At 34.1% G+C, this 14101-nt stretch carries 9 protein-coding genes; 8 read left to right on the top strand and 1 reads right to left on the bottom strand.

The window, feature by feature from the left end; all coding sequences use genetic code 11:
- Positions 1–11 precede the first annotated feature (11 nt).
- Genes tssJ through L5B76_RS07605 form a run of 8 tightly spaced genes read left to right on the top strand, consistent with a single transcriptional unit; the run spans position 12 to position 12059 of the window.
- Positions 12–563 carry a type VI secretion system lipoprotein TssJ gene (gene tssJ / locus L5B76_RS07570; protein WP_250349948.1) on the top strand — a complete coding sequence of 184 codons (552 nt, stop codon included), beginning with the start codon at positions 12–14 and terminating at the stop codon, positions 561–563.
- Between the two features lie 2 nt (positions 564–565).
- Entirely contained in the window at positions 566–1909 is a 1344-nt protein-coding gene (tssK, locus tag L5B76_RS07575; RefSeq protein ID WP_250349947.1) for a type VI secretion system baseplate subunit TssK, read from the top strand.
- A 3-nt stretch (positions 1910–1912) separates the two neighbouring features.
- Positions 1913–2650, top strand: a complete 738-nt coding sequence (gene icmH / locus L5B76_RS07580; protein ID WP_250349946.1) for a type IVB secretion system protein IcmH/DotU — start codon at positions 1913–1915, stop codon at positions 2648–2650.
- 8 nt (positions 2651–2658) lie between these two features.
- On the top strand, positions 2659–5268 hold the full coding sequence (gene tssH / locus L5B76_RS07585) for a type VI secretion system ATPase TssH (RefSeq protein WP_265754906.1): 2610 nt from the start codon (positions 2659–2661) through the stop codon (positions 5266–5268).
- Positions 5253–5918, top strand: a complete 666-nt coding sequence (gene vasI / locus L5B76_RS07590) for a type VI secretion system-associated protein VasI (protein ID WP_265754907.1) — start codon at positions 5253–5255, stop codon at positions 5916–5918. Before tssH ends, vasI begins: the two co-directional genes overlap by 16 nt.
- A 27-nt stretch (positions 5919–5945) precedes the next feature.
- Entirely contained in the window at positions 5946–7334 is a 1389-nt protein-coding gene (gene tssA / locus L5B76_RS07595; RefSeq protein ID WP_265754908.1) for a type VI secretion system protein TssA, read from the top strand.
- Positions 7335–7353: 19 nt separating this feature from the next.
- Positions 7354–10854 (top strand): type VI secretion system membrane subunit TssM, encoded by a 3501-nt coding sequence (gene tssM / locus L5B76_RS07600; RefSeq protein ID WP_265754909.1) that lies wholly within the window; start codon positions 7354–7356, stop codon positions 10852–10854.
- A 35-nt stretch (positions 10855–10889) separates the two neighbouring features.
- The gene (locus L5B76_RS07605) at positions 10890–12059 is read left to right on the top strand and encodes a type VI secretion system ImpA family N-terminal domain-containing protein (protein ID WP_265754910.1); all 1170 of its coding nucleotides are present in this window, start codon (positions 10890–10892) and stop codon (positions 12057–12059) included.
- Positions 12060–12105: 46 nt separating this feature from the next.
- Here the strand turns inward: L5B76_RS07605 and mobH are convergent, their stop codons facing one another.
- Entirely contained in the window at positions 12106–14025 is a 1920-nt protein-coding gene (gene mobH / locus L5B76_RS07610; RefSeq protein ID WP_265754911.1) for a MobH family relaxase, read from the bottom strand.
- Positions 14026–14101 lie beyond the last annotated feature (76 nt).

Here is a 14101-nt window from a genome sequence, read left to right on the forward strand (position 1 = left end):
TAGGATTCAGTATGATTAGCAAATTTAGTTTTTTCCTGAAAATTGCCATTTATTTACCAATTAGCATAGTCTTAATTGGGTGCAGTAGCACTTTAGAAACAGCGACAAAAATTGGGCAGATAATTAGTGACCCTAGCACCCCAGTAGGACCAATTGAAGATCGGCCATCTACAATGGCATTAACTTTATTAACTGATAATAATGTTAATCCTAATGATGATGGTGAGCCTTCCCCTTTAGAATTACAAGTTATTTATCTTTCTGAAGACTCAAAATTACTCGCCTCTTACTATGAACAATTTGAAGGAGATAGCTTAAAAGATATACTAGGAAAAAACTATATTTCTCATCAAGATTATGCAGTTCAACCAGATCAGTACAAGGTTATTTCTGATATTACATTAGATAAAGATACACGTTATTTAGGGGTTATTGCCTATTACTCAGATCCAGAAAAAGCACAATGGCGCAAAGTCATTCCAATCAAAGGTAAGGGATACCATTATAATATTTTAGTTTATTTAAAAAAATGGACATTTGATATTAAGGAGTATAAAGAATAAATATGGCAACAAGAAATCGCGTTATTTGGGGAGAAGGGACTTTTGTTAGACCTCAGCACTTCCAGCAACAACAACGGCATTTAGATTATCTACTGTCGAACCAGCTCCTTTCTCTAACAGGGTATAATTATGGATTACAATACGTAGAAATTGATTCGGAGCTTTTGAACTTAGGTAGAATTTCTCTCATCGCTGCAAAAGGTTATTTTTCTGATGGTACTTATTTTGATATACCATCTCAAGATGCCAACCCAAATATTCTTGAAGTTAAACAAGGTGATAATGTCGTTGGACAATGCATTTATTTAGCATTACCTACTTTAACGAATACTATTAATGAAATTCAATCAGAAAATCAAAAAAATAATCATATCGTACGTTATAAAGAAGTTCATGAAGAAATAAGAGATTTGCATACACCTCATGGAGATACTTCAACCATATTTTTAGCTCAATTATCACCACGCTTAATGTTTGAAATGGAAGATAAGAGTGCTTATACCTATATCCCTATTGCTAAAATAAAAGAGCGATTGGAAAATGGCCAAATTATTTTAGATGAAAAGTTTATTCCAACCTGTATGACAATCTCTGCTTCTACGGTATTGAAAGATTTTGTCGTTGAAATGGAAAATACACTGGATCAACGAACATTAACATTGGCATCTCGCATTGGTTCTCCTGGACAGCGAGGCGTTGCTGAGGTTTCTGAATTTTTAATGCTACAATTACTTAACCGTAAGTTGCCATTTTATCGTCATTTAAATATTCATCCTAATTTACATCCTGAATATTTTTATCGAGAACTTGCTTCATTTTGTGGAGAATTGATGGTTTTTACTGATGCTTCGAGAACAGTAAGCCCATTCCCTCCTTATGATCACCTTAATTTGACAAAAAGTTTTCAGCAACTATGTTCAGAAATTAGAATGGCATTAAGTACAGTTCTAACACCTAGAGCAGTATCAATCCAACTTGCTATTAACGAACATGGCATTCGTTCTGCAGCAATTAATGATGAACAATTACTCAACACTGCAACATTTATTTTAGCTGTATCTGCAAGGATACCTGTTGAAAATTTAACTCATCAATTTATGCATCAAACCAAAGTTACCTCTCAAGGTCGCCTACAGCAACTGGTAAGTGTACAAGTACCCGGTGTTTCTCTTATATCATTAGGCGCAGCCCCAAGAGAGCTACCTTACCATGCAGGTTATGTTTATTTTCAGCTAGATACAAATTCAGATGAATGGCAAGAAATTAAACGTAATCGAACTATTGCTTTCCATATATCAGGCGAATTTCCAGATTTAGATATGCATTTATGGGCGATAAGGAATTAATTTATGTTCGATCAGTCTGATTTATCATTACAAGAATATTATCATCTTCCATTGCGCGGAAATAACATTAATAAGATGATTGATGCTGCAACGCCATTACTCGGAATGATTTTACGCCTAAAAGAAGTAAATGCAGATATGATGCCCGAGAAACTGTATTCGCAAGTGGTGACGGATATACAGTCTATGGAGCAGTTACTAAGAGAAAATCATTATGAAGCTGGTATGATTGTCTCTTTCCGATATATTTTATGCACATTTATTGATGAGGTTGTGCTATCGCATGGATGGGGAAGCAGCAATAGCTGGTTAAATAAATCCTTATTGACTCATTTCCATAATGAGACTTGGGGTGGTGAGAAAGTTTATATCCTACTCGATAAGCTAATGTCTGAACCTAAACGTTATAGAGATCTCCTTGAATTTATGTATCTATGCTTCTCCTTGGGGTTTAAAGGACGTTACAAAATAAACAATCATAATGCTGAGTTTGAAGATATTTTTAAACGTTTATATGATTTGCTCCTCACATTAAGAGAGAATAAACCAGAACATCTTGTTTTATATCAAAATAATGATGAGCAAATACAACAACCTTATTCATTAACCAAAAAGCTCACAATTAAAAGAATTCTTATCTATCTCATTATCGTATTAACTTGTATTTATGCGGTCTATTTCTTTATGCTAGACCATCAAAGTGATGTAATTTTAGAGCAATTAAATAATTTACTTAATTAGGAAAATGTATGAAAGTAGAATTATCCAGCCTTATTGCCAAACTCTCTCCAGTTACTAAATCCATTATGGAAAGTACTGCTGCACAATGTATGTCAGAAAACCAAACAGAAATTTTGGTACCTAATCTGTTATTACAAGCAATAAAAACCCCACTTTGTGATATAAGAAAAATACTTTCTCATTTTGACATCGACGTAGATACACTGTCAGAACAGCTCCAAGAAACATTACCTCAAACTCCATCTTTAGTTGAGGGGAACTACCCTAGTTTCTCACCATTATTAGTAGATTTATTACAAGATGCCTGGTTGCTAACAACCACTGAACTTAATCAAAAAGTCCTTAGAAGTGGCGCTATTTTATTAACTTTACTTGCAACACCACAACGTTACTTATTACCCAAAGTATCGAATATCTTAGTTAATATCAATCGTGATTTATTAAAGCAACAATTTGAGCAAATTACATCTGGCTCTAGTGAAAGCGATACTTTCGAAAGAGAGCAAAATAGAAATAACTATGAAACTGAACATCAGCTTCTTAATAAATATGCACAGAATGTGACCGCATTAGCAAGAGAAAATAAATTAGATCCTGTCTTATGCCGAGATGACGAAATTAACTTAATGATTGATATACTTTGTCGTCGTAGAAAAAATAATCCGATTATCGTTGGAGAAGCTGGCGTTGGTAAAAGCGCATTAGTTGAGGGGCTTGCCTTACGTATTGTGGAAGGAAATGTCCCTGAAAATATGAAAGATACCGAGTTGATGACATTAGATCTCGGAGCTATGCAAGCTGGTGCATCTGTAAAAGGTGAGTTCGAAAAACGTTTTAAAGGTATTATGTATGAAGTTAGTCATTCACCAAAACCAATAATTCTTTTTATAGATGAAGCTCATACATTAATTGGTGCAGGTAATCAACAAGGTGGGTTAGATGTATCCAATTTATTGAAGCCCGCACTTGCTCGAGGAGAATTAAAAACTATTGCTGCAACTACCTGGAGTGAATACAAAAAATATTTTGAAAAAGATGCCGCACTTTCTCGTAGATTCCAATTAGTCAAGGTTGATGAGCCAAATGTTGAAGAATCTATAGTGATCTTAAGGGGGTTACAAAATATTTATGAAACCGCCCATAATGTATTGATTGAAGAGGAAGCGCTTATTGCCGCAGCTCAATTGAGTGAACGTTACCTAACAGGCAGGCAATTACCAGACAAAGCCATTGATGTACTAGATACAGCTTGTGCTAGGGTGGCTATTAATTTCACTTCTCCGCCAAAACAACTAGCCTTATTTCAGAATCAATTATCACAGATAAAATTAGAAATTGAGCTATTAGAGCGTGAAATTTCAATAGGATTTAGCCAAAATAATGTTCGTTTAACGCAATTAAATAAACAATACAATCATATACAGAAGCAAAAGGATGCCTTATCTAAACAATGGGAAAAGCAAAAAGATTGCGTAAACCAGATTATAAAATTAAGAGAGGCTCTTTTAAATAATGATGTTGCGAATAAAAGATCAAATATCAATAAGTTAAAACATTTATCCTCTCGTTTATCAAAATTACAAGAAACACAAATTCTTGTTGCACCTCAAGTGACGAAACAGCAGATTGAAAGTGTTATTGCAGAATGGACCGGAGTCCCATTAGACAAATTATCACAAGATGAATTGAATACAATTACCCATCTACCTCAATTTTTAACCCAAGAAATAAAAGGTCAGGATCTTGCAATTCACCACCTATATAAACATTTACTTACTGCAAGAGCTGATTTGCGTAGATTAGGACGCCCGCTAGGCTCATTCTTATTAGTAGGTCCAAGTGGTGTCGGTAAAACAGAAACAGTAATACAAATTGCAGATTTATTATTTGGAGGGAAACAGTATCTAACGACAATCAATATGTCTGAATTTCAAGAAAAGCATACTGTTTCTCGCTTGATTGGCTCGCCTCCTGGCTATGTTGGTTATGGCGAGGGAGGAATACTTACCGAAGCAATTAGACGCAAACCTTATTCCGTTGTCTTACTAGATGAAGTCGAGAAAGCGCACCCTGACGTACTAAACCTTTTTTATCAAGCTTTTGATAAGGGGGAGCTTGCCGATGGAGAAGGTAGATTAATTGATTGTAAAAATATTGTATTCTTTCTAACATCAAATTTAGGCTACCAAACTATTGTAGAGAATGCCGAAACGCCTGAAGTGATAACGGATAAGCTTTATCCTGAACTAGCAAATTTCTTCAAACCAGCTCTTTTGGCAAGAATGGAAATCGTTCCTTATTTACCATTGAATAAAGAAACGCTATTGACCATTGTAAATGGAAAACTCAATAAGCTCGTTAACCTACTCACTGAGCGTTTTAGTGCAAAAGTGACTATCTCAGAAGAAGTGAAAGAGGAAATTTTATCTCGTGCAAGTAGATCTGAAAATGGAGCTAGAGTTCTTGAATCAATTATAGATGGCCAACTATTACCTCCAATTTCATTATTACTTTTACAGGCATTAGCAAATAAGGAAAACATAGATCATATCCACTTTATCGTTGATAACCATACGTTTATTGCAAAAATTGGAGACAAAGAATGCAATTTAAGCTAATTTTATACGTGATCGGAATTCTATTTCTCCCGCTTGCTATACACGCCAGTGAAAAGGGAGAAAATTTAGAGCTTTCCCTATTAAAAGACATAAAAAAATGCCGTGCGGTTCAATCTGTGTTAGAACGAATAGAATGCTACGATTCTATCTCTATTGGTCAAGAAACTGGGGAGCAAAACTCAAACTCCCCCAAAGGAGAGGCTTGGACTCGAGCAAATCAGCAGGAAGCAAAACGCGAAACGAATACTACCCATTTTATCTTAACTGAACACGGAGATACTAATCCAACAATACTATTAACAACACCCGCTTTAGGGTATCGTTCAAATAGACCAATTCTTATGTTTAGTTGTATTGATAATATCACTCGATTACAAGTAGCTCTACCGGCTCCTATCAATAAAAAGAATAGTATTTCAGTGATATTGACAACAGAAAATTCGACATTCTCAACACAATGGTTTGTTCGTGAAAACTATTTTTTACTCGAGTCTAGCCGTGGTTTAGATGGGATCAAAGAAATACAAAAATTATTTAATGCAGATACATTAAAAATACAAGCTAAACATAAAGAATTTTCTGATTTGATCTTCAACATCAAAGAATTGGCTAATGAAATTAAGCCGCTACGAACAGCTTGTCACTGGTAAATAAATTTTATAACGTTGAGCAACACTATGGATTACTTAGAACAACATCCTTGGCGTCAGTTAATAGCTTCTCCTATTAGTTCGCCGATTGAGCAAGAAATCTCAGAACAAAATCTAGACTGGGAATATTTAGATGGCGAAATGGTTAAGCTAGGCTCTCTAGAACATGAACTATTGGATATTGATAACGTTCAAAAAACGGCCCTTTCTCTACTCTCTAACGAAAGTAAAGATTTAAGAATCTTAGCCCATTTATTACGAACGCTACAGCATTCTGGTGGTGTTTTAGAGGTATTACTTGCTCTGCAATTATTGAGTGATTATGTCGAGCTATATTGGGAAAACGCACCGCCATCTTCTGAACTAAAGAAATATCGTTTAACAGTACAAATCTGTAAACGTTTTGAAAATGCTGCTAACAACTTCAAGCAATCTGCCTCCCGAATAGAACAAGAAGTTGCACTTCAACTATTAAATAAACTTCATCAATATTGGCAAGATAACAAACTGGCTACGACATTGATGGATTTACTTTCTCGTTACGCTGTAGATCGAGAAATTACCATTACTCCTAAAGATCCCGAACAGAAACAACCACCGAAATCACAAAAACAAACGTTTGGCTCCTCTACGCCATCAAATAATTCTATTATTGACCCTATAGAAGTGGATGCAAGCAATGAGAGAGCCTGGAAAAATACCTTGTTTAAGGTGGTAGAATATTTATTAGATCGTGAAATATCCCAACCTTTAGGTTATTTACTCAGACGCTATGCAATTTGGAATAACATTACTACAATTCCTTTAGCTGAAGAAAATAAAACGCCTTTATCTCCACCTTCAGCAGATCGAATCGCCTATTATGAGTCATCAATAGCAAATGCAGATATTGCATTATGGAAAGATATCGAACATAGTCTCACTGTTTCGCCTTACTGGTTTGAAGGACATTATTTATCTGCGATGATAGCTATTTCATTGGGCTATGATGAAATAGCAAATGCTATTAGAGATTCCGTAAATGAATTTTTAGAACGTTTACCTCAATTAAAAGAATTGTATTTTAGCGATGGAACAGCTTTCTGCTCTGAACGTTTGCTACAATGGCTATCTGAGGATAATTTGTATATAAATGATAATACATCTGCGCTTCAGGTTAATGGAACATCTACTGATGATTTATATAATGAAGATATTGAAATTGCACTTGGATCCTTGAATAGAAAGAAACATACAGATTTAAAAGACAAGTTTTATGATCAAATTTTCTTAGCTCAACTACTAGAAGAGAAAGGCTTCAATGAGCTAGCCAAACAACATTATTTTTCTATTTATAAATCCATAGAAAATCTTTCTGTAAAAGAATGGGAAGATAGTTTATATAGTACACTTAAACAAAAATTAGATAGAAATTAGAAATATAAGGTTTATAAAAATGAAATTACCATTAGCATTAACAACATTTAAACCACTTTTAACGAAAATTAGAAGTTCAGGAATTGTGCTATGTATTATAGGGTGGTTTGCATTATTAATCTTCATCTGGCTAAAAGGAGAACACTTTGCTTTAGGTGAATATAAACCACTATCAAGTTTAACTTCAAGATGGCTAACAACAGCTATATTAATTATTATTGCAATAAGTTTTATTACTTGGAAAGTAATCCAAAGATTAAGAACACTTGAAGCACGTCAACAAGAAGATAAACAACAAAAGTATCAATCTATAAAACCTGAAATAGATGCACAACGTCGATATTTTGACCATTGGATTAATCAATTCAAAAGACATATAAACCAACAAGACTATGCCTATTTCCTGCCATGGTATCTTATATTAGGGATTGAAGATAGCGGAAAAACTACATTACTGCAAGAAGGTGGAAATTTTACTAAATTATATAATGATGAAGAGGGTGAGCAGCAAGTAAATTTCTCGATATTTACTAATAAACAAGCCGTAGTAATAAACCCTAATCACAATCTCATAGAACAGCTCGATAATATTGAAGAAAAACCCAAATTATATAAAAAATTGTGGGGTAATTTATTACACCAAATTGCCGAACAAAGAGCAAGACAACCATTAAATGGCATCATTCTTACTATCGATATACATAGATTATTAGTGTCAGACAAAGCTCAGAAAGAAATGTATGTAAAGCTATTATCTCAGCGTTTGCAAGATATTTTTGAGATGACTCAGGGAGCATTGCCCATCTACCTGATTATGACAAAACTAGATATATTGCACGGCTTTGATAGTATTTACCATACATTAAATAAAGAACAAAAAGATGCTGCATTAGGTATTAGCTTTAGTCAACACGGTGAAAATTGGAAAATAGAGTTAGAGCATTTTTGGAATCACTGGATTTCTCAAATGAATGCTCTACTCCCTTCCTTACTCTATCAAACGACTTCTGAAAAACGTAGCCAACTTTTTAGCTATGTAAGACAATTAGCAACAGCAATGGATATATGCATTCCCTTTCTGGAAAGTTTAATGACGAATAAAAGTCGTTCATTTCATTTTCTAAAAGGGGTTTATCTGACATCTGCAACTCAAAAAGGGAAAATAGATGACATTTTTGTACAGTCTGCATCGGAACAATATCACCTTGGTAGACAAACCTACCCAATATGGGGAGTAAAAAATACTCAACCTTATTTTTGTAATGAACTCTTTGAGCAAGTTATTTTTAGCTATCCAAATCTCGCACAAGAAAGCCAAGGCTGGATAAAGCAATATCGCTCTTACATAAAAACATTTTGTTTCTCAAGTGGTATTCTTGCATTAGCTTTATTAGGAAGCTGGCATTACTTCTATTATAAAAACTATCAGGCTGGTATCAATGTACTTGAACAAGTAAAAGAGTTTAAAGCGATCCCTATTTCCTCTGAGCAAGATCATTTTGGAGATAAACAATTACCACTACTTAACCCAATCCGAGAAGCCACATTATCTTACGGCAATTATCACGATAAATCTTATATTTTTAAGGATATGGGACTATATCAAGGTAACGATATTGGCCCCTATGTAGAAAGCACTTATTTAAGGCTTCTTCAATTAAGGTTTATTCCAGCCATTATGAGTGGTTTACTAATCGAACTCAATAATGCGCCAGCAGAAAGTGAAGAAAAATTAGAAATTCTAAGGGTAATGCGTATGCTTGATGATAAAACCGGTAGAGATAACCGTTTTGTCAAAGAGTTTATGCGTAATTACTGGAGTAATGAATTTCCAGGACAAAAAGGATTACAAGATAATCTAATGTTACATCTAGATTATGCATTGCAACATACTAACTGGTTTAACGGTCGATTAAACGGAGATGAGATTCTCATTGAGGCTTATCAACCCTATGATTTATCGATAAAGGATGCTCAAATCGAATTAGCTCGTCTCTCAATTTACGATCGGGTTTACCAAAACTTAAAAATAAAAGCAAACACTGTGCTTGCGGCTCCTTTGAATTATAGGGATGAAATAGGCTCAGGTTTTGATACAGTGTATATGGCAAATAATGAGCAATTATTGAAGATCCCTAGATTCTTTACAGAACATGGACTAAAAAATTATTTTGTTAAACAAAATGAGCATTTAATTGATTTAATAGCAATGGATAGTTGGGTATTAAATCTTAAAGAAAATATGGAATACAGCGACGCAGATCGACAACGTATTAGCGAGCGTATTTCAGAACAATATGTGAATGATTATATTTCCACTTGGCGATCTGCGCTAAATAATTTAGATATTAGGGATTTTGCTAACCTGGAAGAAGCAATAAGTGCAATTGAAAAAATAACAGGCGGAGAACAAACAATTAAGCGAGCCTTGGTTATTTTAAGCGAAAATACGCTACCGCCTATATTACCAGATAAAGAAGGAAAGGAATTGCAAGAAGCAATAAATACGCTAGAGTATCGATTAATGTCGCAGATAGATCATAGTTTTGCTGAAGAAAAATCAGTCTTAAACGATGCAGAAAACAAAAATAGTGCATTGCAAGATATTTATCAGAAGCTATCTGATCTACATCGCTATCTTCTATCCATCCATAATGCACCAGATTCTGGAAAAGCTGCATTACAAGCAGTAAAATTAAGAATAGATCAGCGCTCATCTGATCCTATTCTAGAACTGCAGCAATTAGCAAAAACACAGCCTCAACCAGTTTCTCGTTGGTTAGGACAACTTGCGGAATATTCTTGGCGTGCAGTATTAAAATCAGCTATTGTTTCATTAGAAGTTGAATGGAACAATAAAGTGGTAAAACTATATAAAACCTATATAGATGGGCGTTATCCTTTTTCTGATAGCGCACAAGAGGTTCCACTAAGTGAATTCACCCGTTTTTTTGCCCCTAATGGGATTTTGGATGAATTTTATCAACATAATTTAAAACCATTTATCGAAAGCGACCTAACAGAATTATCAGAGGATCACTCACCATTAATTAGGAATGATGTCGTTGAGCAATTAATGCTAGCTCAAGAAATTAGAGATACGTTCTTTAATACAGGAAATGGAATTGGTATTCAATTTACCATTGAGCCCATCAATATTTCAGCAAATAAAAGACGTAGTGTATTAAATCTTGATGGTCAAATTATTGATTATTCACATGGCTTAAAAAAACAAACAAATATTGTCTGGCCAAATTCAATGAATGCGAATGTAGAAAGTAAGCTGACACTCGTTCCAACATCAAGTAATGCTCCACGTAGTTTAATCTTCAAAGGACCTTGGGCACAAATGAAATTACTTACTACTGGAAAAATAAGTAATGAAAAAGAAGGATCATTTGATATTCGCTATGATGTTGATGGAGGATATGCTACTTATAGAGTACATATTGATGCCTCAGACAATCCATTTTCTAAGGAACTATTTAAACTATTCAAATTACCTGAAACATTATATTAGTATGCTTTTTAAATGCTTTATTTTAAAGAATAGATATGAAAAATATGGATAAACACATTACGGAAATCCAAGTAGGCAAAAACCCTTCTAATACAGATGCTTATTTAAAAATTAGGGAGCAAATCAACTTTCTCAGTCGTCCAGAAAAACGTATTGACTGGAGAAAAGTTGCTAATTTATCCTATGGTATATTTAACCAAAATGGTATGGATCTACAAACGCTTTGCTATTATACCGTTGCCAAAGCTTATTTAGATCCCACTATTACACAAATAAATCAAAATCTAAGCATTATGGCTACTTTAATGAGTAATCACTGGTCTACATTCTGGCCTGATGGAATTCAGGCTAGGATAAATATCTTAAACTGGTTAAATAAACATATTAGTCCTTTAATCTTAAGTATAAATATTGATGATAAAACCTCAAAAGAGCTCTACAGGCTAAAAAATCACCTTACAGAAATACTAAATCAAATTAGTCTACATACAAATACATCTTGTAATCTGACTAATACATTAAACTTATTACAAGAGAAACTGAAAATAGAAAGAGAGCGGGATAATAATTTTCATATAGAAGAGAAAAAGAACATAAACGTTAAAAAAGAAATTCAAAAAACTCCCTCTATAGCACAAAAGATAATAAACTATGAACATCCCAATGCCCCAGTGATAGAAGCAACTCATAGTTTTTCTCCACCTAAAAATAATAGACGCTACATTAGCCTTCTAAGTAGTTTTTGCATAGGTGTTATACTATCCTTTCTAGTTAGTTATTTTTATCTACAACAAAAAAGTGAGAACTTTCAACCTATACCACATAGTTCACCAGGTATCTTAACAATTGACTCAATGAATATTGAATTACAGTATCAATTAAACCAACAAGAAAACATTGTTAAATATGTAGAATACATTCAAAAAGAGTTGGCAAAAAATCAACTGAAACAGAAAATAACACAATTACAAAAAGAGCTAATTACAGCAGAACAAGAAAAAAAAGGAATAACAATTTCTCAATTAAAAACAGCACTTTATGATATGGAGCGCACTATAAATATAAATCCACCGATTGAGCAACAGCTTTACCAGTACAGTCTTACACCTCAAGATTATATGCTACAAACATCACTTGAAGAAAAGTTAATAGGTTTATTAGTATATTATTATAGAATACGTCAAGACAACCAAAATATTAAATGATTTAGATACATATTAAATTATATTTTTTAGATAAACCTAGAAGTATCTAGTCATCTAATGATAGGTATCTATTATTTATTAAGATTTTATCACCAAAAAATAATTTGGTATTCGGGACAAGATAACCTGTTAAGAATGACGATTTTTTAGGTCCAATCACCTTACAACGCCAAAAATTAGTCGTGTCATCCTTGATTATTCGTTTTCTATGCAAGCCTAATGCTTGAAATTCATATTGTAAATTATTTACACATTCTTCATTATAAGGCTCCCCTTTTTCTTGTAAATATAGTTCAAAAGAACTTGGGCTAACAATAAATAAACAATCATTAACAATATGAACTTTTGCCGTACGATCATTAAAGGTGAGTTTATTATTTAGCAGTTTATCTTTTAGCCAATCTACAAATTTCTGCCCTTCGGATTTGAAATGCTTATTTTTATCTGCTGAAGATACAACAACAGTCTCCGTTTCAACAGTGATACAAGTATCTAAATCCGCTGACTCAGATTTTAATGTCATTGCTGCCTCAGTTTCAGAATTCTCAGAAGATATATTCTCAACTTGTTGCTTATTATTGCTATTAGGTGTGAACATATTTAGTAAAAAATCAACACTATTCTCATCATTATTTTCTAGTGTTGCATCAATATTCTGAGATGAATTAATTGATTGAGGTTCGGCATCGTTCTCTTGTAAGTTTGAGGTAGTCTCTGTATTTCCTTTTTTATTTATAGGTGCAGTATCTGCAACAGCATTTATTGTATTCGATGTATTTTCTTCTTCCTCATTTTCCTTTTCTACAACACGGATTGTTCCAGCAAATAATTCAGGGCGATCATCAACATTATCCCAAATTACCTCAGGTTTAATACGTAACAAGCTAAACTTATCTTTTGGTTTCCAACCTGCATCTGCCTTTAACTGACAATACCAAATCGCCGTACCTTCTGACGTACTTTCAATAACTTGATGAGCTTGCATTTCATCAAACAGTTTACGATTATCATTCGGCGCACTAATCCCCTGTCCTATCAAATAAGCTCGAATTTGATCTGCCGCAGTTTTACTCATTAGCCATAACCCTTCTTCGGTAAGCCAACCATCTCCTGGACCTTTAGCACTGATTTTAAATTTTTGTGAAACTAAATAACGTAAGGCTAAAACAAGTTGTTTTGCAAAGGAAATTACTGGTTTTTGGAGAAGTTTAGTAATATCACCGCCAAGAGCAAGAGCAACACTGTTTTGATCTGCTTTTTGCACAATTTCAGCTAATACGCTGGCTTTATCATAATGTCCTGCCATTGCGTACGTTAACGCAGAAAATACCTCTGGATAGGTTGCCAACCAATCGAAAGTTTCCTTAGCAATTAATTGATTTGCAATAAATCCCCCTAATACAGGGTGAAGTTCATAATCTCTCTGCTTAATGTATCTAAATTTGTAAGGCAATGTTGGTATGCCATTCCAAGCGTACCAACGTTTCCCATCTTGTAACTGCATTTCAATATCAACGATGGATTTACCTACATCGTGGACTAAGGCTAAATAAATCACTGCTGCGGTCCAAGCATCTTTTTGTTTTGCTTGTTCCTCTGGGGCTGCATTTAATGGCAGAACATAGTTTTGGCGTAATTTAGCCGCAAAAGAAATGACTTCTAAACCGTGGTCTAGCATCCCGCCTAAATGAGCGTGATGATGTGATTCTGAGGCTGGCAATAGCTGAACCATCTCGGCATAACGTTCAATGGGTTTTTGATACAAATGTTCAAACATTTCCCTTGTCATTGAGACTTGTTGCCACAGCAAGCCAAGATAACGCTGCCGCAATTCTGTATTAAGTAATTCTTGAGCAGAATAAGGCCTGATCCAACCATCTATATTCTGCTTTGGGGCTGCGTTATCTTTTGTAATTTTAGATGTATGTGGTTTTGATTTAAAAAGCTGTGTCAGTGATTTAAACATTAAGGTATCTCGCAAAAAATATGAGTAATGAAAGAAAAGGCCATTTAGCCCTTTGGCCTTTTCGGGTAAGACCTTT

The organism is Avibacterium sp. 21-594 (assembly GCF_026226815.1).
GTDB lineage: Bacteria > Pseudomonadota > Gammaproteobacteria > Enterobacterales > Pasteurellaceae > Avibacterium > Avibacterium avium.